The sequence below is a fragment of the Flavobacterium agri genome, assembly GCF_013401995.1.
GTDB classification, from domain to species: domain Bacteria; phylum Bacteroidota; class Bacteroidia; order Flavobacteriales; family Flavobacteriaceae; genus Flavobacterium; species Flavobacterium agri.
In genome coordinates, this window is record NZ_JACBJI010000003.1 from 502,854 (window position 1) to 528,897 (window position 26,044).

General features: G+C 46.8%; 29 protein-coding genes. 14 read left to right on the forward strand and 15 right to left on the reverse strand.

Annotated elements, in window-relative coordinates; translation table 11 throughout:
• Positions 1-97 precede the first annotated feature (97 nt).
• The 3 genes from HZF10_RS09600 to HZF10_RS09610 form a co-directional block, all read right to left on the reverse strand.
• Positions 98-1,978 (reverse strand): right-handed parallel beta-helix repeat-containing protein, encoded by a 1,881-nt coding sequence (locus HZF10_RS09600; protein WP_176005974.1) that lies wholly within the window; start codon positions 1,976-1,978, stop codon positions 98-100.
• Positions 1,979-2,185: 207 nt separating this feature from the next.
• The gene (locus tag HZF10_RS09605) at positions 2,186-2,554 is read right to left on the reverse strand and encodes a hypothetical protein (protein ID WP_176005975.1); all 369 of its coding nucleotides are present in this window, start codon (positions 2,552-2,554) and stop codon (positions 2,186-2,188) included.
• An 89-nt stretch (positions 2,555-2,643) separates the two neighbouring features.
• The gene (locus tag HZF10_RS09610) at positions 2,644-3,831 is read right to left on the reverse strand and encodes a porin family protein (RefSeq protein ID WP_176005976.1); all 1,188 of its coding nucleotides are present in this window, start codon (positions 3,829-3,831) and stop codon (positions 2,644-2,646) included.
• 141 nt (positions 3,832-3,972) lie between these two features.
• Between HZF10_RS09610 and HZF10_RS09615 the strand changes: the two genes are divergently transcribed.
• The 6 genes from HZF10_RS09615 to HZF10_RS09640 all read left to right on the forward strand — a co-directional run bounded on the left by HZF10_RS09615 (position 3,973) and on the right by HZF10_RS09640 (position 9,727).
• Positions 3,973-6,135 carry a TonB-dependent receptor gene (locus tag HZF10_RS09615; protein WP_176005977.1) on the forward strand — a complete coding sequence of 721 codons (2,163 nt, stop codon included), beginning with the start codon at positions 3,973-3,975 and terminating at the stop codon, positions 6,133-6,135.
• 129 nt (positions 6,136-6,264) lie between these two features.
• Positions 6,265-6,888, forward strand: coding sequence for a tetratricopeptide repeat protein (locus HZF10_RS09620; RefSeq protein WP_176005978.1), 624 nt, complete (start codon positions 6,265-6,267; stop codon positions 6,886-6,888).
• A gap of 21 nt (positions 6,889-6,909) precedes the next feature.
• Complete coding sequence (locus tag HZF10_RS09625) at positions 6,910-8,253, forward strand: 2TM domain-containing protein (protein WP_176005979.1); 1,344 nt, start codon at positions 6,910-6,912, stop codon at positions 8,251-8,253.
• Entirely contained in the window at positions 8,253-8,564 is a 312-nt protein-coding gene (locus HZF10_RS09630) for a 2TM domain-containing protein (RefSeq protein WP_176005980.1), read from the forward strand. Before HZF10_RS09625 ends, HZF10_RS09630 begins: the two co-directional genes overlap by 1 nt.
• Before the next feature lie 5 nt (positions 8,565-8,569).
• Complete coding sequence (locus tag HZF10_RS09635; RefSeq protein WP_246282527.1) at positions 8,570-8,896, forward strand: 2TM domain-containing protein; 327 nt, start codon at positions 8,570-8,572, stop codon at positions 8,894-8,896.
• A gap of 75 nt (positions 8,897-8,971) precedes the next feature.
• A complete protein-coding gene (locus HZF10_RS09640) occupies positions 8,972-9,727 on the forward strand; it encodes a LytR/AlgR family response regulator transcription factor (protein ID WP_176005981.1) in 756 nt (251 codons plus the stop codon).
• Here HZF10_RS09640 and HZF10_RS09645 read toward each other — a convergent pair.
• The 8 genes from HZF10_RS09645 to HZF10_RS09680 all read right to left on the reverse strand — a co-directional run bounded on the left by HZF10_RS09645 (position 9,724) and on the right by HZF10_RS09680 (position 16,173).
• Positions 9,724-10,398, reverse strand: coding sequence for a DUF2490 domain-containing protein (locus tag HZF10_RS09645; RefSeq protein WP_176005982.1), 675 nt, complete (start codon positions 10,396-10,398; stop codon positions 9,724-9,726). The genes HZF10_RS09640 and HZF10_RS09645 overlap by 4 nt on opposite strands.
• Before the next feature lie 107 nt (positions 10,399-10,505).
• A complete protein-coding gene (locus HZF10_RS09650) occupies positions 10,506-10,688 on the reverse strand; it encodes a CsbD family protein (RefSeq protein ID WP_176005983.1) in 183 nt (60 codons plus the stop codon).
• Between the two features lie 185 nt (positions 10,689-10,873).
• Positions 10,874-11,911: a COX15/CtaA family protein gene (locus tag HZF10_RS09655; protein ID WP_176005984.1), complete on the reverse strand. Its 1,038-nt coding sequence runs from the start codon at positions 11,909-11,911 to the stop codon at positions 10,874-10,876.
• A gap of 25 nt (positions 11,912-11,936) precedes the next feature.
• A complete protein-coding gene (locus tag HZF10_RS09660) occupies positions 11,937-12,287 on the reverse strand; it encodes a hypothetical protein (RefSeq protein ID WP_176005985.1) in 351 nt (116 codons plus the stop codon).
• Positions 12,284-13,711, reverse strand: coding sequence for a CCA tRNA nucleotidyltransferase (locus HZF10_RS09665; protein WP_176005986.1), 1,428 nt, complete (start codon positions 13,709-13,711; stop codon positions 12,284-12,286). Before HZF10_RS09665 ends, HZF10_RS09660 begins: the two co-directional genes overlap by 4 nt.
• A 122-nt stretch (positions 13,712-13,833) precedes the next feature.
• Positions 13,834-14,403: an L-threonylcarbamoyladenylate synthase gene (locus HZF10_RS09670; RefSeq protein WP_176005987.1), complete on the reverse strand. Its 570-nt coding sequence runs from the start codon at positions 14,401-14,403 to the stop codon at positions 13,834-13,836.
• Complete coding sequence (locus HZF10_RS09675; RefSeq protein WP_176005988.1) at positions 14,403-15,263, reverse strand: glycosyltransferase; 861 nt, start codon at positions 15,261-15,263, stop codon at positions 14,403-14,405. Before HZF10_RS09675 ends, HZF10_RS09670 begins: the two co-directional genes overlap by 1 nt.
• On the reverse strand, positions 15,256-16,173 hold the full coding sequence (locus HZF10_RS09680; protein WP_176005989.1) for a polysaccharide pyruvyl transferase family protein: 918 nt from the start codon (positions 16,171-16,173) through the stop codon (positions 15,256-15,258). Before HZF10_RS09680 ends, HZF10_RS09675 begins: the two co-directional genes overlap by 8 nt.
• Positions 16,174-16,325: 152 nt before the next feature.
• Here HZF10_RS09680 and HZF10_RS09685 point away from each other — a divergent pair, with 152 nt between their 5' ends.
• On the forward strand, positions 16,326-17,090 hold the full coding sequence (locus tag HZF10_RS09685; protein ID WP_176005990.1) for a Kdo domain containing protein: 765 nt from the start codon (positions 16,326-16,328) through the stop codon (positions 17,088-17,090).
• Entirely contained in the window at positions 17,087-17,899 is an 813-nt protein-coding gene (locus HZF10_RS09690; RefSeq protein WP_176005991.1) for a glycosyltransferase family 2 protein, read from the forward strand. Before HZF10_RS09685 ends, HZF10_RS09690 begins: the two co-directional genes overlap by 4 nt.
• 214 nt (positions 17,900-18,113) lie before the next feature.
• On the opposite strand, the gene HZF10_RS09695 is transcribed toward HZF10_RS09690, so the two are convergent.
• Both HZF10_RS09695 and HZF10_RS09700 read right to left on the reverse strand, forming a co-directional pair.
• Complete coding sequence (locus HZF10_RS09695) at positions 18,114-19,175, reverse strand: glycosyltransferase family 9 protein (RefSeq protein WP_317171612.1); 1,062 nt, start codon at positions 19,173-19,175, stop codon at positions 18,114-18,116.
• 225 nt (positions 19,176-19,400) lie between these two features.
• Complete coding sequence (locus HZF10_RS09700; RefSeq protein ID WP_176005993.1) at positions 19,401-20,216, reverse strand: 2,3,4,5-tetrahydropyridine-2,6-dicarboxylate N-succinyltransferase; 816 nt, start codon at positions 20,214-20,216, stop codon at positions 19,401-19,403.
• A gap of 384 nt (positions 20,217-20,600) precedes the next feature.
• Here HZF10_RS09700 and HZF10_RS09705 point away from each other — a divergent pair, with 384 nt between their 5' ends.
• Positions 20,601-21,047, forward strand: a complete 447-nt coding sequence (locus HZF10_RS09705; RefSeq protein WP_176005994.1) for a transposase — start codon at positions 20,601-20,603, stop codon at positions 21,045-21,047.
• A gap of 95 nt (positions 21,048-21,142) precedes the next feature.
• On the opposite strand, the gene HZF10_RS09710 is transcribed toward HZF10_RS09705, so the two are convergent.
• Positions 21,143-21,538 carry a hypothetical protein gene (locus tag HZF10_RS09710; RefSeq protein ID WP_176005995.1) on the reverse strand — a complete coding sequence of 132 codons (396 nt, stop codon included), beginning with the start codon at positions 21,536-21,538 and terminating at the stop codon, positions 21,143-21,145.
• Positions 21,539-21,747: 209 nt separating this feature from the next.
• Between HZF10_RS09710 and HZF10_RS09715 the strand changes: the two genes are divergently transcribed.
• Genes HZF10_RS09715 through HZF10_RS09725 form a run of 3 tightly spaced genes read left to right on the forward strand, consistent with a single transcriptional unit; the run spans position 21,748 to position 24,373 of the window.
• Positions 21,748-22,491, forward strand: a complete 744-nt coding sequence (locus HZF10_RS09715) for a class I SAM-dependent methyltransferase (RefSeq protein WP_176005996.1) — start codon at positions 21,748-21,750, stop codon at positions 22,489-22,491.
• Entirely contained in the window at positions 22,491-23,306 is an 816-nt protein-coding gene (locus tag HZF10_RS09720) for an META domain-containing protein (RefSeq protein ID WP_176005997.1), read from the forward strand. The genes HZF10_RS09715 and HZF10_RS09720 overlap by 1 nt, the downstream gene beginning before the upstream one ends.
• Complete coding sequence (locus tag HZF10_RS09725) at positions 23,306-24,373, forward strand: winged helix DNA-binding domain-containing protein (protein ID WP_176005998.1); 1,068 nt, start codon at positions 23,306-23,308, stop codon at positions 24,371-24,373. Before HZF10_RS09720 ends, HZF10_RS09725 begins: the two co-directional genes overlap by 1 nt.
• On the opposite strand, the gene HZF10_RS09730 is transcribed toward HZF10_RS09725, so the two are convergent.
• The gene (locus tag HZF10_RS09730; protein ID WP_176005999.1) at positions 24,374-24,739 is read right to left on the reverse strand and encodes a winged helix-turn-helix transcriptional regulator; all 366 of its coding nucleotides are present in this window, start codon (positions 24,737-24,739) and stop codon (positions 24,374-24,376) included.
• A 111-nt stretch (positions 24,740-24,850) separates the two neighbouring features.
• Between HZF10_RS09730 and HZF10_RS09735 the strand changes: the two genes are divergently transcribed.
• Positions 24,851-25,456 carry an FMN-dependent NADH-azoreductase gene (locus HZF10_RS09735; RefSeq protein WP_176006000.1) on the forward strand — a complete coding sequence of 202 codons (606 nt, stop codon included), beginning with the start codon at positions 24,851-24,853 and terminating at the stop codon, positions 25,454-25,456.
• Positions 25,457-25,560: 104 nt separating this feature from the next.
• Positions 25,561-25,989 carry a Holliday junction resolvase RuvX gene (gene ruvX, locus HZF10_RS09740; protein WP_176006001.1) on the forward strand — a complete coding sequence of 143 codons (429 nt, stop codon included), beginning with the start codon at positions 25,561-25,563 and terminating at the stop codon, positions 25,987-25,989.
• Positions 25,990-26,044: the final 55 nt, after the last annotated feature.

The window sequence follows — 26,044 nt, forward strand, 5'->3', positions numbered from 1 at the left end:
ACGCAAATATAAAACACAAAAGGGCTTCGGGGCGAAAAAGTAATCAACAAAAAACCGCCCCGTATTTACGAGGCGGCTTATTATTCAAGCGTTTTGTTTACAGTACGGTAACTACGCCGTCGATAGATTGGCGCGTAAACGGAGGCGTATCTGCTAAATTCCCCGAAAACGTACAATTGCTTGTAGAGGTGGCATACAAGAAAAGCGCTACGTTGCCTATCACTCCGGTGTTGAGGCTTACGTCCGAATCGGTGAGATTCGTGATGTGGAGCGTCCTGGTGACAGGTTGTTTGAGCGTGTTGCTGTTAAATGTAAGGTTAGCGCAATTCGTAATCTGTACGCAATGGGCGTTGGCGTTGGTCGACGTATTCTCGATAGTGTTGTCCTTGACGATATTAGCCAGCGGATTGTTGTTCAGATACAGCGCATTCGCATTCGCGTTCGGAGAATTGTTGAGTATGCTGTTAAGCGTCATCACCATTGATCGCCCGCCTACGACACTCACCGAACCCAGCGTCACGAAAGAGTTGCTTTCTACTTCGAAACCGCCTACTCCTGCGAATTTACACGAGCCGGTCGTACTGATGTCGTTGCCCAACAAATATACTTTGTAATTTTCCTCACCCGCGGCAACATTTATGTTCTGCAGCCAAATACCGGTAGATGTCGCGCCTCCATCAATATCGATGTCATTGTATTGTATGTAGAGCTCGTCAGACATCGTCGAATTGGTCACTTTTATGCCCGAACTTCCCGAAACCGTACTTGTGATGGTGTTCGATTCGATGCGGCAGTTCAGGACATTGCTGAAGGTCATCGCATACGAAGTACAGTCCGTAAAGGTATTTGACGACACGACGGTATCGCGGTTGTACAGAATCAATCCGATGTTGCAATCCTCTACCGTGTTGTCGTGAATCGAATTGTCGTGGTTTACGATGCTTGTCGCCGAATTGAACCCACATGTGATTCCGAAATTGGAATTCGAAACATGATTGTAGGCTACCGTGATGTTGTCGCCATACACATAACCGATCGCCGATTCGCTCGTATTGTTGGTAATGGATACATGGTCGGCCAACGAAGCGTAGTATGCTCCGCCAATACTGCCCGACTCGTTGTTGTCGTGTATGCTGATGTCGTGCGGATGCTTGAGCCAAACCAGTTGCGTATGATCCGTATTCCACACGCGGTCGCCCTCTACGTTTACCGACATTTTCGGCAAGGCGCCAAGAGACGGAGACATATTGATGCCGGCGTCGCGGAACGTGCAATAAGCGATTTCCATATTGTATCCGTCGGTAACCGAAATATTTGCGCGACGGTTGCGCTCGAACGTACAATGACTTACCGTTATATTATAAGGTTGAGTGTAATTGGGCTGGTTAGAAATGACTTTTCCCGAAATATAAAGCCCGTCGCTATTGGCCTCGCGCATGGCAACGCTCTTGAGGCTCACATCGTGTGCGCTCGTGATCCGGATCAGGTGGCCGTGTACGGTCGTGTTGTTGTGCAGCACGCGATCCCCGTAAATCTGTCCGCCCGAAATCGATACGTTCGCGATATCAGGAACCGAATACGTACCGCCGATATCCATGAACGCATAACCCGCAACACTATTGGGCGTGACCCTGAAAACCGTATTCGCATCCATGACGAGCGCAAAATCTGACGGGATCTGCAAGCTTTTGTTTGCGGCGAACGTCACGTTCACATAACAATCGAGCGCGCCTATCTGCAATCCGTCATAGCCGTTGGCCTTGGCCAGGTTGATCTGGTTCTGGATGCATTCGCGATTGTTTCCCAAAGGGTCGTTGTCTACCGTCGAAAGATTGATACATGAGGCATCGAACGGCATCAGGTTGAGTAACCGGGAGGTTTCGTTGTTTTTCTTTTTGGCTTCGGTCGTCGACAGCAGATCATCGTCCGAACACGAAAACAGCGCCAACAGCGCCAAACTGAAAATTGCTTTTTTCATACGTAGTTTATTTAAGGTTGTTGATTACACACCGTTTCGCACACGTCGAGATGGAAATAGGGCAATCCACGACCAAAAACACCACGGAAGTGTCTGGGAATGGCTATTGTTGTTTGGAAGTCAAAAAGATAACGATAATTCTGCCACGAAAGTATAAAGCATAAAAAAAGCCCGCGTTAACGGGCTGTCAATTTTAGGCGATGCACTTTATTTTATCGTTGCGAGCAACGTCTGTATTTCGGTGAATTGCTGTTTCAGTTCGGTTGCCGATGCCTGCGATTTCGCTTTGCGGTCAAGGGCTTCCACTTTTACAGAAAGTTGGTTTACGGCTTCTTCGGTTTTCTTGTTCTTGAAGTTCGCCGGAGCTTCGGACGCCTTGAGTTGCTGAACTTGTTGCATCAATGTTTCGGTGAACGAAAAAGCGTGCGGGTTGTTTTGCTCGAGGTTCAGATTGATCCTGGCGGCGACTTCTTTTACGTCGTTGAGTTTCGGCCAATTGGTTTTTGCGGTCTGAGCCGATGCGAAGCTTACCGTGAGGAACAAGGCAATAAACGCGAGAGTTTTGATGTGTTTCATGGTTTAGTTGAGTTTTTTATAGCATTCAAATATAACAATTTATTCTATTCGGCCAAGTATCAAATGAGTAAGTGCACCCACGTGATGTCTCACAGTATTTTGTAGGTAAGCTGAAGGCCATACGAACTGTAATCGCCAGACCAATATGGGTCGTTTATGAGTTCTCGCTTGGAATTGTATCGCAATTCGATGCCGAACCTGTTCATCGCAAAGCCGGCTCCGACAAAAACGCTCGACGTCCTCCTGAATTCTACATTGAGCGTGCCCGATCCTGTTTTGTAGGCAATGCCGGAATCCGACAGAAGCGAGCCGAACGCATATCCCAAATTCAAGAACAACCTGCTTTTTGGTGTCAGATAGAAATGATGGCGTATACCCACGGGAATTTCGACGAATTTATAGGTAGCGGTGGCAGAAGCGTCAGGTGTTTCGTATTTGCCTTCATACGACTGGAAATTCGGCGCCAAAAAAACCGACCACTTGTTTTTGTTGAAGGCAAACATATATTCGGCCTCAACGCCTATTACAGGAACGGCTTTTTGTTCGAACTCGCCTTCGGTCGTGGTGAAATAGCGGTATTTGAAATCGAGTTTCGAGAAATTGACTCCGGCTACGATCTTAAGGTTGAGACCTCCGTTTGTCCCTTTCGCGTTTTTGTCTGTCGTTTTTTGTTCGTGTCCGGCATATTTGATGAATAGTTCCGAAAGATCGCGTTCGTTGTATGACAGGCGCTCAAATGTCGAGACCGGGAAATTTTTAGAAGCCATGAGAACCGACAATTGCTGTCTGAATGCACTGTTCTGGCCAATCGTCGCTGCATCTTTGCGATACTCCTTGAAAATAAGCTGCTCGGCTGTTGAATGAGGCGGCGAGCTTACAAAAAAACGAGTGGTATTACCTTGTGTATATTCGTATAGCGTAAGGTCAGATTTTACGAGTACCTTAAGCATTGCCGTCGCTTTTTCCCATTGCGGATTTTTCGAATCGCTGAGGTTGGCAATGTCGGTAGGCGAGCGGTCCACAGAGGTCGTGAACTTTACGAATACTGTATTTCCGACCGAAAACTCGCGCATCTGGTCGATTGGAATCATACGGGTATCGCTGTTTTCGTCTGATCTGAACTCGATCACATCCGGATTTTGGTTCCAGTCGTGGTTCTTTATGAAACCATTTACTTTGGTATTTTGGTTGTCGATGTAATAACCGGGTTCGAACCGGATTTGCGAAAAAGCCGAAAATGCGATGAAACACATAAAGGCAGGTAAAATTTTGTTCATGGTGTTCTGTTTGTTCGGCGGTGAAAATACTAAATATTCAACTTGGTCTCAATTCATCGTCCAAAATCTACAATTCGGTAAACTTTGTTTTCAGGTATCACATTGGCGATGCAAATTTGTCCCGTAATCAAAACAACCGACATGAAATCGATCTTTACATTTTCACTTTTGCTTCTCGCTTGCATCGGATTCGCCCAAACCGAAATCAAGGGCAAAGTCACCGACCAGAAAGGCGAACCCATTCCCGGAGCGAACATTTTCATAGAAGGCGCTTACGACGGTACGAGTTCGCAAGACGACGGTTCTTTCGCGTTTTCGACTGCCGAGACCGGAAAGCAGACTTTGGTCATCTCGTTCCTGTCGTTCGAAACGATCAAGATGGAAATCGATGTGGCCACCTATCAGCCGCAAACCATCAAGATGCGCGAAAGTGTCAATGTGTTGGATGCAGTGATCGTCAACGCCGGAACCTTCGAGGCAGGCGATAAAGCGCGTGTTTCGGTACTGAAGCCTTTGGATATCGTGACCACCGCAGGTTCGGCAGGCGATATCGTGGCGGCGTTGCAAACGCTTCCCGGAACGCAAACCGTAGGCGAGGACGGACGTCTTTTCGTTCGCGGTGGCGAAGCCGATGAGACCCAGACGTTCGTAGACGGTATCCGCGTAGCCCAACCATACGGATCGACCACGAACAATTTACCGACACGCGGTCGTTTTTCGCCATTCCTGTTCAGCGGTATCAGTTTTTCGACCGGCGGTTACTCGGCCGAATACGGCGAAGCGCTTTCCTCGGTATTGCTTTTGAATACGCAGGACGATCCCGACCAAAACAAAACCGACATTGCGCTGATGACCGTCGGGCTCGGGCTTGGACATACCAAAAAGTGGGAGAAGTCGTCAATAAGCGTCAACGCGTCCTATATCGATTTGGCGCCGTACCAATGGGCGATTCCACAAAACGTGAGTTGGAACAGGCCGTTCCAGCAGCTTTCGGGAGAGGCAGTCTATCGCAAGCACTTCGAATACGGATTGCTCAAAGTGTATGTGGCTTTCGATTCGTCTCGCTTCGACGTCAATCAGGAAAGTATCAACACGCCGACCGCGACACGCGTCGATCTTCGCAACGACAATTTGTATTTCAACGCGTCGTACAAAGGCGATTTGGGGCGCACATGGCAGCTCACCGCGGGATTGGGTTACGGATTGGGCAAGAACAACATCGGGCTTGACCTCGACGACGTGAAGAACACCGAAAATGCCGTACACATGAAACTCAAACTCAGTAAACGTTTTTCCGATCGCATCAAGCTCAACGTCGGAGGCGATTACTTCATCACCGATTTCGACGAATCGTACCAATTCTTCCAAGGCGAAAAACTCAACGCGGGTTACACGGCCGGAATTGCCGCGGCCTATTCTGAAGCCGATGTGTACTTTTCTAAAAAACTCGCGATGAAAATAGGAGCGAGGGCTGCTTACAACGACCTTCTGCACGAATCGGTGTTGTCGCCGAGAGCTTCTTTGGCGTACAAACTAGGCAAGAAAGCGGGACAGGTTTCGTTTGCGTACGGCGATTTCCAGCAATCGCCCAAAGCCGATTACCTCAAATATTCCGATTTCCATCGTTTCGACAACGAAAAGGCCACGCATTACATCCTCAATTACCAATACACGCGCGAACGCCAGACTTTGCGCGCCGAAGCCTACTACAAGGATTATCGCAATTTGGTCAAATACGACGACGACGTGCCCCAATTCGATTCGAACTACAGCAACAACGGCTCCGGATACGCAAAAGGCATCGATTTGTTCTGGAGAGACGGGCGTACGTTCCGCAACCTCGAATATTGGATTTCGTATTCGTACATCGATTCCAAACGCGATTACCGCAACTTCCCGATCGAAGCCACTCCGAATTTCGTCGCCAACCAAGGCCTTTCGGTCGTGACCAAATATTGGATCGAGGATTGGAAATCGCAGGTGAGTTTGACACATTCGATGGCAACCGGACGTCCGTTCGACAATCCGAACAAACCCGGTTTCCTTCAGGACAAGACGCGTGCCTACAACAATCTTAGCGTGAGTTGGGCGTATCTGCTCACACAGCAGAAGATTTTGTATTTCTCGGTCTCGAACGTGCTCGGAACGCAGAACGTGTACAATTATGAATATGCCAACACGCCCAGCGCGAATGGTGTTTTCCAGAGACGCGAAATCACGCCGACCGCCGACCGTTTCTTTTTCGTCGGGTTCTTTTGGACCATCAGTGCCGATAAGAAGAGCAATCAGTTGAAGAATCTTTAATGCTTCAGCGATAGTTTCAATTCATCATCAAAAATCGACAATTCATCCACAATTAATTTTTCGACAGGCTTCATCAACCTAATTTTGATTCAGAAATAAAAACAAATAATCAATAAAAAATAACCGACCATGAAAACAATTACCACAATCGCATTATTCATCTGTACGCTGACGTTTGGCCAGAGCAAATACGAACAAGGGATGACAAAAGCCTTCGAACTTTGGGGACAAGGCAAAGACACCGAAGCTTCGGCCATGTTCGAACGCATCGCCGCCGCCGAACAAAACCAATGGCTCCCGAATTACTACGTGGCTTTCGTGAACACGATTTCATCGTTCTCGACCAAAGACCGCGCTACGGTAAGCGCCTTGCTCGACAAAGCTCAGAAAGCGCTCGACGTAGAGATGATCAAGAATCCCGAGAACTCCGAAATTTTGGTGATGCAGGCCATGATCTATACCGGATGGGTGGCTTTCGACCCGATGACCAACGGCATGAAATATTCGGGCCAGGTCATGGAATTGTACGACAAAGCCCAAAAACTCGACCCGAACAATCCGCGCGCCGTTTTCGGTAAAGCCGAGTATGAAATGGGTGGAGCCAAATACTTCGGTACGGATACCGCTCCGATTTGTGCCGAAATCAAACGCTCTTTGGAGCTTTTCGCCAAATTCAAGCCCGAGACGCCATTTCATCCTAAATGGGGACAGGACAGGGCAGAAGCGGCAGCCAAAGAATGTGAGAAGAAGTAATAAACGATTAAATTAGCCGATATGAAAACCAGTTTCGTCATCGTACCGCGACTCATCGGGCTAGGAACCTTGATTTTCCTGCTCATCAATTTCCTGAACATGATTTTTGGGACGAAGCTGGTCATCAACATCGGATTGTTGTACACATTCCTGTACACGCTGGTCTACACGTTCGGGCTTTATTATGCGAACGCTTTGGTTTTCTCGTATCTCGACAGGAAATTCCAGGACGAGCGGTTTTCGATAAAACGCATCGTGCTCGGTTTCGTGATGTCGTTCGTGGCTTCGCTGGCGACTGTTTTCCTGTTGCGCATTCTCGAGGACGTGATCATCGAACAGCGTTCGTTTACCGAGTACATCGCCAACGAACGCGCAAGCAATTATGTGTTCGCGATCGGCATTACGTTCGTGATTACGCTTTCGGCTTACGCGGTCGGATTTTACAAGGCGTACAAGGAAAACCAGATCAAGGAACAGAAAATTATTGCAGGCACGGCATCGGCACAATTCGAGAGCCTCAAGAACCAGATCGATCCGCATTTTTTGTTCAACAGCCTAAACGTTTTAAGTTCTCTTATCGAGGAGAATCCGGAAAGTGCACAAAAGTTTACGACTTCACTTTCAAAAGTATATCGATATGTGCTTGAACAAAAAGATAAAGAACTTGTAAGCGTAGAGGAAGAGCTATCTTTTGCCAAAACGTACATGAACCTGCTCAAGATGCGTTTCGAGAACAGTTTGTTTTACGAGCTTCCGGCGAATATACCGAATGCTGAGGCAAAGGTCGTTCCGTTGTCGTTGCAGCTGCTTCTCGAGAACACGGTAAAGCACAACATCGTAAGCGAGCAGAAGCCGTTGCACATCAGGATTTTTGTTGACCGCGACTATTTGTGCATCGAGAACGATCTGCAGAAAAAGCAAGTGTTGCAGGATCGCAGAGGTGTCGGCCTTCAAAATATCGTGAACCGATACGCGATCGTAACCAAACGCAGCGTACTCGTCGAAGAAAACGAAAAGACATTCACCGTCAGGATTCCGATCCTGACCAAACAAATAACCGTTATGGAAACACAATTCAACGCTCAGGAATCGAGCTATTACAATGCCCAGAAAAAGGTCGAGGAACTCAAGGCTTTTTATGGCAATCTGGCGGCCTATATCATTTTTGTCGGCGGACTCATGGTGCTCAACCTGATGACTTCTCCCGAATACCTTTGGTTTTTATGGCCTGCGGGCGGATGGGGAATCGGCGTGGCCGTTCACGCGATGAAGGTATTCAACTACATGCCATTCTTGGGTAATGACTGGGAAGAACGCAAAATCCGCGAGCTTATGGACAAAGACAAAAACAAAAAATGGAAGTGATGGAAACCGACAAATTCGAACAAAACCGCGAGTATCGCAAAGCGCGTAAGCAAGCGCGGGAATTGCGTGGGTTTTACATCCACCTGATGATCTATTGCGTGACGATTCCGTTCCTGATCGCAATCAACCTGGTCTTCGTGCCCGAGTTCTATTGGTTCCCGTTTTCGGTTTTCGGATGGGGAACGGGATTGCTTTTCCACTGGATGGAAGTCAAGAAGTACACGCCATTCCTGGGGAAAGGCTGGGAAGAGCGCAAAATCCGTGAGTTCATGGAAGAAGAGAAAAACAAATACGACAACTTTAAAAAATAAGCGTTATGGAATTGAACAACGATCCAATGGACCAAATGCGTTTCGATCGCGCACAGAAACGCGTGAAAAAGATAAGCGGGTTCTACAAACACCTTATCGTGTACCTGATCATCAATGCGGCCCATATCACGATGAAGGCAGTGAATCCGGACAAAGGCGAAGAATTCTTTACATTTTCGACTTTTTCGCTCGCCTTCTTCTGGGGTATCGGATTGCTGATGCATGCGTTGAGCACGTTCGGTCCCGGAGCCGTTTTGGGTTCCGATTGGGAAGAGCGCAAAATCCGCGAAATCATGGATAGGGAAAAGAGGCAAGGTAAAAAGTGGGAGTGATTTTTATTTTTTATTATTTATTTTCATTGTTTATGTAGATGGGTGTAAATAATTAATAATCAATTTTAATAAAAAATGAAAACGATAATAATCGAAGACGAAAAACCGGCTGCAAGATTATTGCAACGCAAACTGCAAAAACTAGGTGTTAGCGTCGAGACGATGCTGCATTCCGTAGCCGAATCGTTGGAGTGGTTTTCTTCTAACGAACATCCCGATCTGATATTTCTCGATATCCAATTGTCTGACGGCTTGTCGTTCGAGATCTTCGAAAGCATCGACATAAAAAGCGCGGTGATATTCACTACGGCTTACGACGAATACGCACTTAAGGCGTTTAAGTTAAACAGTATAGATTATTTACTTAAACCGATTGATGAAGAAGATTTAGAAACGGCCATCGGTAAGTACAAAACCCGTCTACCCAAAAACGAAGTGCCGAATCTGGACTTCGACCAAATCAGGAAACTGCTCGTGAATCCGTTCGAGAAAAGCCATAAGCAACGGTTTACGGTAAAGATCGGCCAGCATCTCAAGGTTGTGCCGGTAAGTGAAATCGAGTGTTTTTACAGTCAGGATAAGGGCACTTACATCCATACTTCGGATAATCGCGATTACCTGATAGAATCGACGCTCGAGCTTCTGGAAAACGAACTCGATCCGAAGCAATTCTTCCGTGTGAGCCGCAAGTTTATCGTTTCGTTGCAGGCGAGCCGTGAAATCGTGTTGTACAGCAATTCACGCCTTAGGGTCGCACTTCCGACGTACAAAGAGGATGAGGTGATCGTAAGCCGCGAAAAAGTGGGCGATTTCAAGCAATGGCTCGGTTAGAAGCCAAGTTTGTGATGCAATGACAGCATGATTTGCGCTTTCGAGTCGTTCTCGAGCATTTGGTTCATCCATCCCAATTGCACCGCGAAATTATCGGTGATTTTATAACCTGCGCCAAGATAGATGCGGTCGCGGTCGAACACGTTCTGCGTGTCGTCGGTCTTCTTGCCGTTGATGAAAATTTCGTTGTATAAGGCGATATAAGCCGTTTTCTTGGCAAGCGTAGGGTTGTTTAGCGGAATGTCGAGAAAAAGGCAATAGCGGTAACGGGTGTTGAAATCACGACCTTCCACAAAGCGTTGCTCATACCTGAAACGATGGCGGAAAAACAATCGCCACGCACTTTGGCTCAAAACCGCTTCTTCGTAAATCCTGTTTTCCCTTACCGGATTGTCCGGGGTTTCCTCGACTTCGGACTGTACGAACGCATAACCCGCTGTCGCGTTCAGATTATCCAGAAATTGGTATTTTACGCCCGATCGCAACAGTAATTGCTGCATATCGCCGCCTAAATCGTGGTTGCGATACTGCGCTTCGACGTCTAAAGAGAATTTGGAATCCTTGGGTTTGATATTCCCGAAATAAATATACCAGGCGCCGGTTTTGTCGCTTTGGCTGTTTGCGGAAAAGGCCAGGAATAAGGCAGATAGGGCAAAAAACGTTTTCTTCATGCCGCAAAAATAAGCATTCATGCCTGTTTACAAAAGAACTGTCCCGGGGGCCGAGTGTTCTATTCGGAGTCCGGGACAGGTGTTTTTGGCGACTTGGTATCTCGCGGTCATTCAAATAGCGAGAGGATTTCCTTTTTCGTCTTGCCTAATTTTTGTTGCAATTTTCCCCACATTTCGTCGTCTTTTCCTTCTTCGTAGGTCAAATCGTCATCGGTGAGTTCGGCATATTTTTGTTTGAGCTGTCCTTTTAGCTCGTTCCATTTTCCTTTGATTTCGGTTGAATTCGGCATGGCTTTCTGGTTTTGGATTTTACAATATTGACTTCTGTAAAAGTCCGAAAACAACCATTGTCAACCATTACAACATTCTGTTTTTGGGTTGCAGGATTTCAATTGTGTTTTAAAAATAATTAGTTTAAGTCGTTTGTATTAAATATTTAGAAAACAATTATTTAAGTATTTGGTATAGATTTTTATTATGATGATTTTTCAACCCATTTCCTAAGATTTCGGTATTCCAAAAGCATGTAAAACTGGGTTCCGAACAAAATCGACGCGATCACCAAATGCACCGTTTGCGACCCGAACGGAAAGTCGAAATACGCCATCGCGATTCCCGATACGATTTCTGGCACGAGCAACCACATTACCCATTTGATTTTTTCGAAGCCGAGATTTTTGTTCGTGTTCCGAAGCAACAAAAACAAGTTCACCAAAAACACGACGATCGAAAACGAACGGTGGAAATAAAACGTCATGTGCGGATTTTGGAGGATCATGTCCATTTGATCGTATCCGACGACTTTCACCTGTTCGTCCACATATTGACGTACTTGTGTTCCGAGCACGATCTGGATCAACGTCAACACCAACGCAAACGCAAGGAAATTCCCGAAGAACGCATCGCGTTTACGCCCGACGAATTCGGTTTTCGACTTCCAGATGATCTGTAAAATGACGGCTACGATGACCAAGGCCACAACCATGTGCAACGTGATTTTTATCGGATTCAATACCGAATACACTACCGTCGCGCCGAGCCAGCCCTGGAATCCCATAAGGAACACGCTAAGCCACGACAGCCATACTATCGATTTCTTCTCTTTTCGCCATGCGAACGACGTCACGGCCATCACGAACACGAAAATTCCCGCCAAAGCGCCGCAAAGACGGTTCAGGTATTCGATCCAGGTATGCGTCGGATTGAAAATCGCGTAATCGTGTTTGGTATAAGGACGCCATTGCGAAGCGTCGTAAGTTTCCGCTGTCGTAAAATCTTGTTTCGCGACCCAAAGCGCCTCGTCCTTAATGATGACTTGTCCCGATTCGAATGCTTTGTGCGGTCGCCACGTGAGTTGTTCGACATCTGTAGGCGGAATGTAGTAACCGAAGCATTTCGGCCAATCGGGGCAACCCATTCCGGAGCCCGTCATACGCACCAAAGCACCCGCGATGATTACGGCATAAACGAGTACCAGGCTGATTTTGGCAATAGTGAGGAAGTATTTTTTCATTTGCGAAAGACATTAATTGAATTCATTAGGGATTTTCCTTTCCGATGTCGTCGATTTCGTGTGGTGTTTCCAGGTTGGCCTGCTTGCGAAGCCGCATTCCGCGATATGCATAGAAAATGGCCGGAACGCCAAACAGAAGCAGGATGATGATCAGCGAAGCGATCGCTGCCGGCCCGCGATCGGAAGGAAGGCTATCAGCAAACATGCCTAATATGAACATTTCGACGGTACAGATAAGCAAAGTCAGAAAGAATCCCGAGACAGCGCCTTTGAATACGCTTTTGTGAAATTTATGGCTTTGCAATGCCCAAAGTATGCTCCAAAAGACAGCGACAAAGGCCAAGATGCCCAAAGCGACTGACAATCCGCTGGTCATGATTTTTTAAGCCCCATTTTGTGTGCTTTTTCAATGACGAATGCCAAAGCCGGTTCGTATTCGTTCGGGATTTCGCCTTCGAGGATCGCTTCTTTGACGGCTTCTTTCAAAACCCCGATCTCACGCGACGGCGGAATATTGAAAATCGCCATGATTTCCTCACCCGTGATCGGCGGCTGGAAGTTGCGCACATGGTCGCGTTCTTCGACTTCGACGATCTTTTTGCGCACGATCTTGAAGTTGTCGTGGTATTTCCTGAATTTCTTCGGATTCTTGGTCGTGATGTCGGCCTCGCACAAGATCATGAGGTTTTCGGTGTCTTCGCCCGCATCGAAAACCAATCTCCTTACGGCCGAATCGGTTACGGTGTCTTGCGCCAAAACGATCGGACGCGAACTCATCGAGACCATTTTCTGCACGAACTTCATTTTGTGGTTGAGCGGCATGTGCAGCCTTTCGAAGATTTTCCTGACCATTTTGCCGCCGACGAATTCGTGTCCGTGGAAACTCCAGCCGTTTTTCTTGTGATGGCGTTTCGTAGGCGCTTTTCCGATGTCGTGCAACAAAGCCGACCAGCGCAGCCAAACGTCGTCCGTATTCGGGCAAATGTTGTCGACGACTTCCAAAGTGTGATAGAAATTGTCTTTGTGCGTGTGGCCTTCGGATTCGTCTACGCCTTGAAGCGCGGTCAATTCGGGCAAAATGATGTGCAAAAGTCCGGTTTGGTGAAGCAATAAAAATCCGACCGACGGTTTTTTCGTCATTAGGATCTTGTTCAATTCCTCGACGATTCTTTCCCCTGAAATGATATTGATCCGGTCTTTGTTCCTTGAAATCGCGTCCAAAGACTCTTTTTCGATGTCGAAACCGAGTTGAGCTGCAAAACGGATGCCTCGCAACATCCTCAACGGATCGTCCGAATACGTGATATCGGGATCTAAAGGCGTGCGGATGATCTTGTTTTCCAAGTCCTTTTCACCTTCGAAAGGATCGAGCAGTTCGCCGTAATTGTTTTCGTTAAGTGAAAAGGCGAGTGCGTTTATGCGGAAATCGCGTCGGTTCTGGTCGTCTTCCAAAGTGCCGTTTTCGACAAAAGGCTTTCGGCTGTTTTCCTGATACGATTCTTTCCGGGCGCCCACAAACTCGATTTCGGTGTCCTCAAAACGCAACATGGCGGTTCCGAAGTTTTTGAAAACCTGTACTTTGGGTTTTTTAGGGAGCAATTCGGAAACTTTGAGCGCCAAATCGATTCCCGAACCGATCGCGACGATGTCGATGTCTTTCTTGTAATCGCGACCTAACAGGAAATCGCGTACGAATCCGCCGATGACGTAGCTTTCAATGCCGAGTTCGGCCGATGCTTTCGAGACGATCGGGAATATTTTGTGGGTTAGGGCTTGTTTGTAGTTTGTCGTGTTCGCCACGGAGTTTTGTTTTTTTGCCACGAATTACACGAATGGCACAAATAAAATTCAAATTAAAAAGGTGCTCTTGGTGTGATAAATAGTAACGTAAATTAGTGAAATTCGTGCCATTGGTGACTGACTCACTTCCGGATCACCTTCACCTGCGCATCACCCGTCAACTTAATGATCGCAGACGCTTTCTCGGCTTTTTCGGCACGTCGCAAATTTACCACATAATCAACCCCATTCACGATCGCAGGCGAGATTTCGGCAAACGACAAAGGCGTAGGTTCACCCGAAATGTTCGCCGAGGTCGAAACCAGCGGCTTTTTCATGCGTTCCATCAACTTAAAGCAAAATGGCTCTTTGACGATGCGCATGCCGAGCGTATTGTCGGGAGCGATGATGTTTTTGGCCACGTTTCTCGGTTTGTCCAAAATCAGCGTAGTCGGTTTTTCGGATAAATCCAAAATCTGCCAGGCAACTTCGGGAATCTCGTTGAAAACCTGGTACAACATCCTGTCGCCGTTGACCAAAACGATCATGCTTTTCGATTCTTCGCGCTGTTTCAACGCGTAGATTTTCGCAACCGCGGCTTCGTTCGTGGCATCGCAGCCGATTCCCCAAACCGTATCGGTCGGATACAGGATGATGCCGCCGTCTTTTATGGCTTCGTAAGCGTTGTGGACTTCTTTTGCTAGGTATTCCATCACTTGAATTTGTAAATGCCGAGCGCCTTTTTGATGGTTTTGCTGAGCACTTTGTATTTCACGATCCACTTGTTCTTGAGCGACAGTTTGAGCCACTCGCGATGCGGGATCAGGTTTTCGGATATGAATTTCGAAATCTCGTCGGACACGATGAAATCGACTTTCAGTTTGTCCCATTTCACATTGTCGTATCCGTTGAAATTGTTGACTTTGTTCTTTTCGTGAATCACCGCGATCCACAATCTTTTGTGCGTGACTTGCGTGATGCGTCGCTCTTTTTTCCAGATGTTATGGTCGTTCGACCAGATCGTCTGCGGATTCTCGTTCTTCTCGATCAAACTGATGAACGGATTGAAGATATGTTCTTTCTTGCCCAACATCACCGTCGGTTTCACCTGAAGCGAATATCCTTTTATCACGTCGATCACGCGATATTCCTGCTGCTTGAACTGCTTCTGGATTTCGGCGATGAAATCTTTGTGGATCGTGTCGTCGTTGTCGATGCGCGAAGTGATCAAAAACGGTTTTTCGTTGGAATGTTCCGAAATATATTTTTGGATTTCGGGATAGAAATTCCCCATCCCGTCAATGTAGAACACGAGGATGTTGTCGTGTCCGGCCACGAGTTTTTCGATTTCGGACTTGTATTTTTCGGGAGTCGTCGTATCAAAATAGATCAGCCACTTGAAATTTTTGGTCGATTGGGCCGCGACGGACGGAAAACAAAAATTGCGGAACAACCATAAACGGTCTTCCATCCATTCGTCCGTGAGCAGGCTCTCGTTATTCTTGGTAACGGCCCACTCCGGGTTGCGAAGGTTGAATCGCGTAATCAGGTAATGATCGAAGAAATCAGACATTCAAATAGTCAAATGCTTTTTGCGCAAAGGTAAGATTTGTTTGCCTGCAATCGTCAAGCACGCCCGAATAGGCTTGCACTTTTTTGATGTCGGCTTGCCAATTGTCGAAACTCGAGATCACGGGCTGGTATTTGAAATCGTAAAATTTGGACGAATTCGGGATCACGAGCACTTTTTTTCCGAGCATCAAACTCCAGTACATCGCGTGGTAACTGTCGGTCATGATCGTGTCGGTCTGGCCGATGAAACGCACCACGTCCTCGAAAACCGCATTGTTCGCCGTAGACGGAAACGCCTCGAATTGTTTTTGCACTTTCTCGTTCCCGAGCGTTTTTTTGTGGAAAATGATGCCGATTTCGTTTTCGACCGTCCATTGTTTATCGAAAATCGGATGCAGGCAGCTCGCGCAAGGCACCCATTCTTCTTTCATGCCGTAATCGCGTACGCCGACGAGACCGAATTTCGACGTATCGACGTTGTATTTCGTGATTTTGCCGTAAGTCGACGGGCTTTTCGCGTTATGTCCCAAACCCCAAAGCACGGTTTTTTTGCCCTTTTCGCCGAGTTGTTCGAAAAGCTTCATCTGAAGGTCGAAACCTTCGCGGTTGAGCAATCCGCCGCCGCCGATGATCAGCGAATTCTGCGTTATTTTCTCGAACCAATTGTCGCGGACTTCCTGATCTTCGCGTTTGTAATCGAAGATGTCGAGGTATTTTCCCTTGAGGTTGTCGAAGTAATGGTGCACGCCGCAATAGTAATCACCAATGTTCGTCGGGTCGTAACGGTGCAGGTTGACCACGTCGTCATTGTTCTGGATCGGCGATTTTAAGATGCGGCTGATGACTTCCTTTTTTCTGGCAGAGCGCCCGAAGTGCGAGAATGTCGATTTGAGGAAGTCGTTTATACCCATGAAAACTTCAAAATTCGTTATTCGTTAATCGTTATTCAACATTCAAAAAAATCGAATAACGAATATTGAAGTTGAATTCTCGTCAAAAATACTTCTTTCATTTGAACCCTAAAACCCAAATCCCTACTTTTGTGAGGCAATTCAAACCTTAGATGAAGCACGTCATCCATCCCGATTTCCAAAACCAAAGCGCGGCACTTGACCAAATCATTGCCGATTTTGACAAAGGCGGGACACTTTTCGGAGACGGAAAGCGCAACAAGATCAAACTTTTCGACCTCGACGGAAAAACGGTGAACGTGAAATCGTTCAAGGTGCCGAATTTCGTGAACCGCGTCGTTTATAATTTCTTCCGACGTTCAAAAGCCGAAAGATCGTACGAGTTCGCGAACAAATTGCTCCAAAAAGGCATCGGCACGCCGCAACCGATTGCGTATTTCGAGAATTTCGAAACGCTTTTGCTTGCCGACAGTTATTATGTAAGCGAACACCTGCAATGCGATTTGACGTATCGCGAACTGATCACCGAGCCCGATTATCCCGAACACGAGACCATTTTGCGCCAGTTCGTGCGTTTCAGCTTCAACCTGCACCAGAACGGTATCGAATTTTTGGATCATACACCCGGAAATACGCTGATTAAGAAGATTTCAGACGGCAATTACGAGTTTTTTCTCGTCGATTTGAATCGTATGAATTTTCACGATTCCATGTCGCTTGCCCAACGCATCGACAATATGTCGAAACTCACGTCGAAACGCGAAATGGTAGAAGTTATGGCCGACGAATATGCAAAACTCATCGGAAAACCATACGACGAAATCCTCAGGATGATGGTGAAACAGACCGAATTACACCGCGACCGTTTCCTGCGCAAAAGACGAATCAAAAAACAACTGCAATTCTGGAAAAAATGAAGGCATCGGTAATCATGAGTACGTACAATTCCGAGGAATGGCTCGAAAAGGTCATTTGGGGATTCAGTGTGCAGTCGGAACTCGATTTCGAAATCATCATTGCCGACGACGGATCGGGCCCGAAAACAAAGGAGCTTCTCGATCGTTTGCGTCCGCAGATTACAATGCCGCTCGTACATGTCTGGCAGGAAGACAACGGTTTCCAGAAGTCCCAAATCCTCAATAAGGCAATCGTCGCTTCGAGCTCGGAGTATTTGATTTTTACCGATGGCGACTGTATTCCACGCAAGGATTTTGTCGAAACGCATCTCAAGTTCCGCGAAAAAGGCTATTTCCTTTCGGGCGGCTATTATATGTTGCCGATGAATATTTCGCAGGCAATTTCGAAAGACGACATCATTTACCAAAGATGTTTCGATATCAAGTGGCTGTTATCCGAAGGTTTGCCGAAATCGTTCAAGAACAACAAACTTACCGCGACCGGCCTTTGGGCGAAATTCCTGAACGCCGTCACACCGACGAAAGCCACCTGGAACGGCCACAACGCTTCGGGCTGGAAACAAGATTTGGTGTTCATCAACGGTTTCAACCAGGAAATGCAATACGGCGGACAGGATCGCGAACTTGGCGAGAGGCTTTTCAACAAAGGGCTCAAGGCGAAACAAATCCGATATTCGGCTATCGTGATCCACTTGGATCATGCGCGCGGATATGTGAATGAGGCGACCTGGAAGAAGAATTTCGCGATCCGTGAGAATACGCGAAAGAACAAAGTCGTGAAAACACCGATCGGGATTGATTCGAATTGATCTGGAACGCTGAAGACGCAGATTACACAGATTTTCCTGATTTTTATCTTTTCTTTTGGTTTGTAATTTGGCGCTTCCAAATGTTCTTTGAGCATAGAATCAAGGAATGATGGATTTTGATGTTGTGTCAGAAAAAAATCTCGGTGATGGAGTCATCTTTGCCTTGCGATTTAAGAATCTGCGGAAATCAGGAAAATCTGCGTATTCAGCGTTCCTAATTCCTTTCGAGGTAAATCCTAAGTTCCGGTAAAATCAAATCCGGCGTAAACTGTCCGTACAATTCCATCGCATCATCCTTCATGTCCTTCGCGGATTTGTTGCCGTACAATTGCGGCTTGAAGTCTTTCAGGTGAACGGACACGTTTCGGATTCCATCGTCGAACGCATTCCACGCTTCTTTTTTGATCCACGTAGAAAATATCGTGAACGTCGGTTTCAGTAAGGCCTTGGCCATATTGACCGCCCCGCCTTCATTGCCGATGAGCGCGTCGCAATGATACGTGAGCGACAAAAATTCGCGAATGCTTCCCGGAACGATGTGGAATTTGATGTTTTCCTGGGTTTTCGGGGCGCACATTTCGAAAATTTCGCGTGCCTCGGCTTCCTGGATCGGCATATAATTGAACAACAACGTAGCGTCGGTTTGGGCGACGATTTCATCCAGAAGCCGCGCCATGAAAGGAAACGGATAGGTTTTGTTGCCGCCGCTTCCCAAAACGCCTATCATGTACAGTTTTTTGGAAAGGTCGATGTTGTGCGATTCGAGTATGCGTTTGCCGTTTTCGATCTCATCGTCGGTAAGGAAGATTTTCGGGCGGTTGTCCAATGTTTTTCCGCCGGACAACGATTTGAGCAACAGCAATCGGTTTTCGATAGCCAAGCCTGCGTCGGTATCGGGTTTCGACTTTTCGCGTATCGTTTCGTCGTATACGAATTTGGTGTACGATTTATAGAATCCGATTTTCTTTTTTGCGCCAGAAACGCCCACCACGAGGTTGCTTTCGAGTTTTCCGTAAGCGTCGATGACGATGTCGTATTTGGTTTTTCGGATGGAAACCAGAAATCTAAGCAGCGCTTTCTTGCTTTTGCGGAATTCGTCTTTGAACAGAATCAGGTTGTCGATGTTCGGATTGTTCTCGACCACGGGCCGCGTGAACGGATAAATCAAATAATCGATCCGGGAATCGGGATAAATGGATTTCAGGTTGTTGCAAAGGATCGAGGACGCCAAAACGTCCCCGATCATTTTTTGCTGTATGACAAGAATCTTCTTCACGATCGCTTTTCGTCCTGATTTTCGATGACGTAATAATCCGTGAACAAGTAAATGAAAAGTTGGCTTAATCCGTAGATCGTGTATGACAAAAGTTGAACCTTCCATACCCAATCTTCTTCAATTTTACTCCAGGCAAACATCGGGGTAAAAAAGAAAAAGACCAACGATAGTAGGGAAATATAGCGCTGGTGCCAACGGTTTTCGAACGTATACAACTTTTTCATCTTAAACGGCAACATCGTATTCGCGCAAGGCGTCGTTGAGGCTCGTTTTCAAATCGGTCGACGGCTTGCGTTTTCCGATGATGAGTGCACATGGCACCTGGTATTCGCCAGCTTCGAATTTCTTCGTGTAACTTCCCGGAATCACGACCGAACGCGCCGGAACGTACCCTTTCATTTCGACAGGTTCAGGCCCGGTGACGTCTATGATTTTGGTGGATGCGGTAAGGCAGACATTAGCTCCGAGAACGGCTTCGGCCTCGACACGGACGCCTTCTACGACGATACAGCGCGAGCCAATGAACGCTCCGTCTTCGATTACTACCGGTGAAGCTTGAAGCGGTTCCAAAACGCCTCCGATGCCGACACCTCCGCTCAAATGTACGTTCTTGCCGATTTGGGCGCAACTTCCTACGGTTGCCCAGGTGTCGACCATCGTGCCTTCGTCTACGAAAGCCCCGATGTTGACATAGCTTGGCATCATGATCACCCCTTTGGAAATGTAGGCGCCATGGCGGGCGACTGCGTGCGGCACGACACGAATGCCTTTTTCGGCATAACCGCGCTTCAACGGAATCTTGTCGTGGTATTCGAAAATGCCCACTTCGAAGGTTTCCATTTTTTGGATTGGAAAATACAGCACGACGGCTTTTTTGATCCATTCGTTTACCTGCCAGCCGTCGAGAGTCGGTTCGGCTACGCGGATCGTTCCTTCATCGAGAAGATCGATTACTTTCCGGATGGCGTCGAGCGTTTTCTGTTCGGTGAGAAGGGAGCGGTTTTCCCAAGCGTTTTCTATGGTTTCACGCAGGTGATTCATGATTTTGGTTTTTGACAAAGTTAGGTCAAATTTTGGAAAAGACGACTGATGTCAAAGGAATTCGGACAGGCGTGATTTTAAGAAAATGTGCGGAAAAACTGTAATGGAGTTTGATTTGCGAATCGTTTCTTTGTTAGACCTAACAGGTTTCGGAAACCTGTTAGGTCTAATTGGAGTAGGAGGAGCAGGCACTCATGCTAAAAGAGGCTTTTTCGAGGAAAGTATTTCTATTTTTTAAGAAAATATGCAGAAAAAATGTACTCGATCTACTCCTTAAATGCCTTATTTCGTTAGACCTAACAGGTTAAGAAAACCTGTTAGGTCTAAATCGATTCTTTCATACCAGGTCTTTCATACCCGCCAATCCACAAATCAATACACGCCATGAAAAAAATACCTTTCCTTCCCAACCGTTATTATCATATCAAGAATTGCGCGAACAACAACGAATACCTTTTTTACGAAGACAAGAATTATCGACATTTCCTTCGCCTTTACAAGCGTCATGTCAGCAAAACTGCCGATTTGATCGCCTATTGCCTGCTCGAGAATCGTTTCGAAATGTTAGTAAGGATTAAAGACGACACTGAGCTTCCCGAAAGATTCAAAGAAAGAATCCATCAACCGTTTTCAAATATGTTCAATGCCTATACCAAAGGGATGAATTCCCTATACGGTAGAAATGGAAGTCTTTTTCAGGAACATTTCAAAAGAGAAGAAATCCAATCGTCAGGAGTAGCTTTTGCGATAGCTGAAATTAAACTTTTGCCAAGTGTCTTTCCTAAATCGAAATTCTTATGCAAGGTTACGGAGTATTCGGTAAGCACATAAAAACATCCATACTCGCGGACTTGCCGATAACCGGAATGGCGAAAACGGTCAAGGGCAATATCCGCGCGTATGCATGTAATCGGTAACCGAAGTGATTATTCGGCTTCTGCGTAAGAATTTTGGGCAGAAGCGATTATAGGATGGTTGAACGTCACCTGATAACGGTCGGCTCCCGAATACAGGAACATGCGTTCGTTGGCGATCAACGTGATCGTGACGTCTTTCATTTGCTGGTCTTTACACAAATATACCACGCCGCCGTTCGGAAGATTTTTCTTGCTTTTGACTATAAGCTGGTATTTTCGGTCGAGATTGATGTTGATCTTGGAATCGGAAAATTTCACTTTCCTCGGAGTCAAACGCTGCACGGACGCCCATTGCATATTGGAGTCGCTCGTTTGGAAACCGTTAAAATCATATTCTCTTGTTTGTCCGGTGGCCACAAAAGTGCCGAGTAGCGCGAAAAGCGCAAGGAAATGTTTGCAGGTCATCAATACTAGATTAGGGTTCCGTAATAACGTTCGCTTCATCTGAATATTTTTCTGTAGAATGTTAAAGTTGTAAGGTTTGCTTGAATTTCTAAAAGGATCCTCACGTCCTGCTTCGTAAATTTGACTGATATTTCACTCATAATCAGACAATTTCGAGGGGCTAATATACGTTTTTATTAACAAGTCCCTTAAAAATTGGACAAAACACCATGAAAGACAATTTTTCCGCCCAAGCGACGAAGTACGCCCAGAACCGTCCACAATATCCCCAAGCTTTGATCGATTACATTGCGTCATTTGCCCAGGAAAGGGGAAAGGCGCTCGATTTGGCCACGGGAAACGGGCAGGTCGCCCACAAACTCGCGAGCAAATTCGAAACCGTTTTTGCCACCGACATCAGCCAGAAACAACTCGACCAAGCCGAAAAAGCATCGAATATCATCTATAAGCTAGAAAGAGCTGAACAGACGTCTTTCGAAGACAACACGTTCGATCTGATAACCGTCGCTCAAGCCGTACATTGGTTCGATTTCACTGTTTTTTACAAAGAGATTTACCGCATCCTTAAGCCCGAAGGCGTATTCGCGATTTTGGGGTATGGCTTGTTTTCGACGAATGAGCGTGCCGATGCGATCATCAGTCATTTCTACCGCGACATTATCGGTCCCTATTGGGATGCCGAACGCCGTTATGTCGAAGAGAATTACCAAACGATCCCATTTCCGTTCAAGGAAATCGAAACCATTACGTGGACGAACGATTTCGAATGGACGACAGGACAATTGCTCGGTTATCTCGAATCGTGGTCGGCGACCCAGCATTACAAAAGCAAAACGGGCATCAATCCTGTCGATTTGGTTCGAGGCGAATTGTCATTGGTTTGGGAAGCCAGCGACAAAAAGGTGCATTTCCCTTTGTTATTGAGAGTCGGACGCCCTTATACCAAATTCTGATGAAACAGCTGATTTGCATTTTTTCGATGATTCTCATCATAGGCTGTTCACCCAAAAAAGAAAAAGATCCGCCATTGGCTCCGACCGAAATCGGCGATACCACGATAACTGATACTCCGGACAATTCCGAAAATTCGCTCGATTATCTCGGACGCTACAAAGGCCCGGTTTCGGGAAGTGAAACCGCTTTGGAATTGGCCGAAGATTTTTCGTACGTGATGACACGCATCCAATCGGGCAAAAGAACCGAAGAAAAAGGCACGTTCAAATGGAATACGACCGGAAACGGTATCATTCTCAAAAATACGACAGGAGAAGAGCATCATTTTTTCGTGGGCGAACATTATCTGGTACTTGCAGATACTTCGGGCAAAAGACTTAATCCCGCCAATTCGGGGCAAGATGTGCTCCTGAAACAAAGCGAGGCCGAGGCAGCCAAATCCGACGGCACGCCCATGGACCGTCTTCCGCAAAAAATAACCGGAATCCATTGGAAGCTGTCCGAAATCAACGGTCGGACCTTCCGTCAAAGCGATACCAAAGATTATTTCATCCAGCTCAACGACGACGGCAGTTTCGGGGCTTTCGCCGGATGCAACCGAATGGGCGGAAAATATCAGATCAAAGAAAGCAAAGTGCGAATGTTCAACATCATTTCGACGATGATGGCCTGTCCCGAAATGAAAATCGAGGACGAATTCAAAATGGCGCTCGAAACCAGCGACAATTACGTGGCCAACGAAAAAGTGCTGCAATTCCGAAAAGGCGGGACGAACTTGCTTAAATTTGAGGCATTCGCTTTACCCAAACCCTGATGGAATTCAAAGACATCTCGTTCTGGCGCATGCAAAGCCAGCAATTACTCACTACCAATATCGATTCAATCCCAAGACTCGTCAAGCATTTCGGGGCGATCCAGGCGCAGGATTACGCTATGGCCAAATGGGCGATCGGCTCGCGCGTTCCCAGTATTTCTGATGCCGATGTAGACATTGCGTTGGCGTCGGGCGATATCGTGCGTACCCATGTTTTGCGTCCGACGTGGCATTTCGCGCCATCCGAAGATATAGGTTGGATGCTCGGTCTTACCGCTAAAACCATTCGCGGACAGATGGCTTCGAACGACAGGAAACTCGGACTCGACCAAGCCATTTACAACAAAAGCTTCGGCCTTATCGAAAAAGCGCTCGAAGACGGACATCTGTCGAAACCCGAAATCATGGAAATCCTCGAATTCAACGGTATCCGAACACATGAATACAGAAGCGGGCATATCATGGCTGCAGCCGAACTCGAAGGTTTGGTCGTAAGCGGCGCGCGAAAAGGCAAGGAGCACGGTTATGCACTCATGTCGAAGCAAGTCAAAAAGCCACGGAAATTGTCTAAAGAAGAAGCTCTGGCCGAACTCGCCCAAACCTACTTTAAAAGCCACGCGCCCGCCACGGTAAGGGATTTTCAATGGTGGAGTGGCTTGAACCTTACCGATTGCCGTACTGGGATAAAAGCAAATGAAAAGAAGTTAGAATCGGTGGAAATTGAAGGACAAACGTATTATTTCCCGGAAGAACATCAATCCGTAAATACGAAATCGGTGCATCTGTTGCCGGCTTTCGACGAATTCCTGATCGCATATAAAGACCGGACGCCTTCAATAGATCCGGTGCATAGCCGTCACGCGTTCACGAGCAACGGGATTTTCAAGCCGCTTTTGGTCGTCGACGGACAGGTTTGCGGCATCTGGAAACGGACCATCAAAAAAGATGTCGTATCGGTCGAGGTGCAGGCGATGGTGAAAATACCAAATAACCGCTTTTCGGAAATCGAACATCAAGTCAAGCGTTTCGGCGATTTCCTGGGATTGAAAACCGACCTCAAACTGTAATCACTTCCCGAATATCTTTTGCCTGTGCAGCAAACCCCATTCGCGTAGCGACAGGATGACTTCGGAAAGCGAATCGCTGTGTTCGGTACGTTGATACAGCACCGTCGGCGGGAAAGTATCCAAAACCGTTCTCGTGACCAATTGGTTGATTTCCAAATCTTTTAATTCCTTCGACAGCATTTTGTCGGTAATGCCCGGCACTTCCTTGGCAATCTGCTTGAACCGCATTTCGCCCGATGAAAGCGCAATCAATATAGGGAGTTTCCATTTCCCGCTCAAGACTTCGAGCGCATCGCGAACGTGCATTAGCGCCTGATTGCATTCCGTAGTGCTGAGTTTTTGGCTTGGCAATGTTTTGAAAGACATGTCTTTATCTGTTTTACTATATAAAAGGGTAGTGCTATCCTAAAGGATATTACTATATATAAGAAAGCAAATGTAAATAAGTTTGCGTTGTAAAACAAATACAGATTCACAATGAAAATATTGAACATCCTTTCGAGTATAAACGGAGAGCACTCCAATACCAAAAAAGTCGTCGAGGCGATCAATTCCAGACTCCTCGAAAAACATCCCGACGCGACGATCAACGTAAAAGATTTGGCAAAAAGCCCGGTTCCCCATCTCGAAGCCGCGCATTTCCAGGCATTTTACGCAACCGAAGAACTTCCCGAAAATTACGAGTCGAACGTATTCCATTCCGATACCGCGATTTCCGAAATCAAGGAATCCGACATCATCGTGATCGCTGTTCCTTTTTACAACTTCAACGTTCCGGGAACGCTAAAATCGTGGATCGACCAGATCGCCCGGGCCGGCGTCACGTTCAGTTATGGTGAAAACGGTCCGATCGGGTTGCTTCAGGGCAAAAAAGTGTTCCTGGCGTTCGCTTCGGGAGGCATTTATTCGGTCGAACCGATGAAAAGCATGGATTTCGCCGAACCGTATCTCAGGAACGTACTCGGATTCCTTGGCATGACCGACATCACGACTTTCCGACTCGAAGGCGTAAAAGTTCCGGGCGTTTCTGATCACGCTTTGGATAAAGTGCACAAAGAAATCGAGGCGTTCGAATTCGCATAAAATCCAGACGTCGTATCCACGCGATACAAAACTCACAACTTAAATACCGATATTTGAAGCCGATTCGTTCGGCTTTTTTTATTCATCGATTTTTCAAAACGACCATGTTCAACACTCCAGGAAGGATTCTCGCCATCGACTACGGAAAAAAACGCACCGGAATCGCCATTACAGACGACATGCAGATCATCGCATCGGGTTTGACGACGGTGGCTTCGGATACCGCGATCGCTTTTTTGGCAGATTATTTTTCGACGGAAAACGTGGTCAAGGTATTGATCGGCGAACCCAAGCAAATGGATGGTACGCCTTCCGAAAGTACGCCGATCATCGAAGCCTTTGTCGAGAAGTTCAAGACCGCGTTCCCGAAAATGGAAGTCGTGCGTGTAGATGAGCGCTTTACGTCGAAGATGGCGTTCCAGGCCATGATCGATTCCGGATTGAAGAAAAAACAGCGTCAGGATAAAGGCCTGATCGACGAAATATCCGCCACGATAATGCTTCGCGATTACCTTTCGCGCAAGATGCTGTAAGGCTCAAACGTTATCGTAAATTCTTTCTAAAATCATTCTAAATAGCTTTATTTTC

Excerpts from the sequence above, each read along its gene's own strand:
- HZF10_RS09600 (WP_176005974.1), bottom strand. The coding sequence starts at position 1,978 with ATGAAAAAAGCAATTTTCAGTTTGGCGCTGTTGGCGCTGTTTTCGTGT.
- HZF10_RS09605 (WP_176005975.1), bottom strand. The coding sequence starts at position 2,554 with ATGAAACACATCAAAACTCTCGCGTTTATTGCCTTGTTCCTCACGGTA.
- HZF10_RS09610 (WP_176005976.1), bottom strand. The coding sequence starts at position 3,831 with ATGAACAAAATTTTACCTGCCTTTATGTGTTTCATCGCATTTTCGGCT.
- HZF10_RS09615 (WP_176005977.1), top strand. The coding sequence starts at position 3,973 with ATGAAATCGATCTTTACATTTTCACTTTTGCTTCTCGCTTGCATCGGA.
- HZF10_RS09620 (WP_176005978.1), top strand. The coding sequence starts at position 6,265 with ATGAAAACAATTACCACAATCGCATTATTCATCTGTACGCTGACGTTT.
- HZF10_RS09625 (WP_176005979.1), top strand. The coding sequence starts at position 6,910 with ATGAAAACCAGTTTCGTCATCGTACCGCGACTCATCGGGCTAGGAACC.
- HZF10_RS09630 (WP_176005980.1), top strand. The coding sequence starts at position 8,253 with ATGGAAACCGACAAATTCGAACAAAACCGCGAGTATCGCAAAGCGCGT.
- HZF10_RS09635 (WP_246282527.1), top strand. The coding sequence starts at position 8,570 with ATGGAATTGAACAACGATCCAATGGACCAAATGCGTTTCGATCGCGCA.
- HZF10_RS09640 (WP_176005981.1), top strand. The coding sequence starts at position 8,972 with ATGAAAACGATAATAATCGAAGACGAAAAACCGGCTGCAAGATTATTG.
- HZF10_RS09645 (WP_176005982.1), bottom strand. The coding sequence starts at position 10,398 with ATGAAGAAAACGTTTTTTGCCCTATCTGCCTTATTCCTGGCCTTTTCC.
- HZF10_RS09650 (WP_176005983.1), bottom strand. The coding sequence starts at position 10,688 with ATGCCGAATTCAACCGAAATCAAAGGAAAATGGAACGAGCTAAAAGGA.
- HZF10_RS09655 (WP_176005984.1), bottom strand. The coding sequence starts at position 11,911 with ATGAAAAAATACTTCCTCACTATTGCCAAAATCAGCCTGGTACTCGTT.
- HZF10_RS09660 (WP_176005985.1), bottom strand. The coding sequence starts at position 12,287 with ATGACCAGCGGATTGTCAGTCGCTTTGGGCATCTTGGCCTTTGTCGCT.
- HZF10_RS09670 (WP_176005987.1), bottom strand. The coding sequence starts at position 14,403 with ATGGAATACCTAGCAAAAGAAGTCCACAACGCTTACGAAGCCATAAAA.
- HZF10_RS09675 (WP_176005988.1), bottom strand. The coding sequence starts at position 15,263 with ATGTCTGATTTCTTCGATCATTACCTGATTACGCGATTCAACCTTCGC.
- HZF10_RS09680 (WP_176005989.1), bottom strand. The coding sequence starts at position 16,173 with ATGGGTATAAACGACTTCCTCAAATCGACATTCTCGCACTTCGGGCGC.
- HZF10_RS09685 (WP_176005990.1), top strand. The coding sequence starts at position 16,326 with ATGAAGCACGTCATCCATCCCGATTTCCAAAACCAAAGCGCGGCACTT.
- HZF10_RS09690 (WP_176005991.1), top strand. The coding sequence starts at position 17,087 with ATGAAGGCATCGGTAATCATGAGTACGTACAATTCCGAGGAATGGCTC.
- HZF10_RS09700 (WP_176005993.1), bottom strand. The coding sequence starts at position 20,216 with ATGAATCACCTGCGTGAAACCATAGAAAACGCTTGGGAAAACCGCTCC.
- HZF10_RS09705 (WP_176005994.1), top strand. The coding sequence starts at position 20,601 with ATGAAAAAAATACCTTTCCTTCCCAACCGTTATTATCATATCAAGAAT.
- HZF10_RS09710 (WP_176005995.1), bottom strand. The coding sequence starts at position 21,538 with ATGACCTGCAAACATTTCCTTGCGCTTTTCGCGCTACTCGGCACTTTT.
- HZF10_RS09715 (WP_176005996.1), top strand. The coding sequence starts at position 21,748 with ATGAAAGACAATTTTTCCGCCCAAGCGACGAAGTACGCCCAGAACCGT.
- HZF10_RS09720 (WP_176005997.1), top strand. The coding sequence starts at position 22,491 with ATGAAACAGCTGATTTGCATTTTTTCGATGATTCTCATCATAGGCTGT.
- HZF10_RS09725 (WP_176005998.1), top strand. The coding sequence starts at position 23,306 with ATGGAATTCAAAGACATCTCGTTCTGGCGCATGCAAAGCCAGCAATTA.
- HZF10_RS09730 (WP_176005999.1), bottom strand. The coding sequence starts at position 24,739 with ATGTCTTTCAAAACATTGCCAAGCCAAAAACTCAGCACTACGGAATGC.
- HZF10_RS09735 (WP_176006000.1), top strand. The coding sequence starts at position 24,851 with ATGAAAATATTGAACATCCTTTCGAGTATAAACGGAGAGCACTCCAAT.
- ruvX (WP_176006001.1), top strand. The coding sequence starts at position 25,561 with ATGTTCAACACTCCAGGAAGGATTCTCGCCATCGACTACGGAAAAAAA.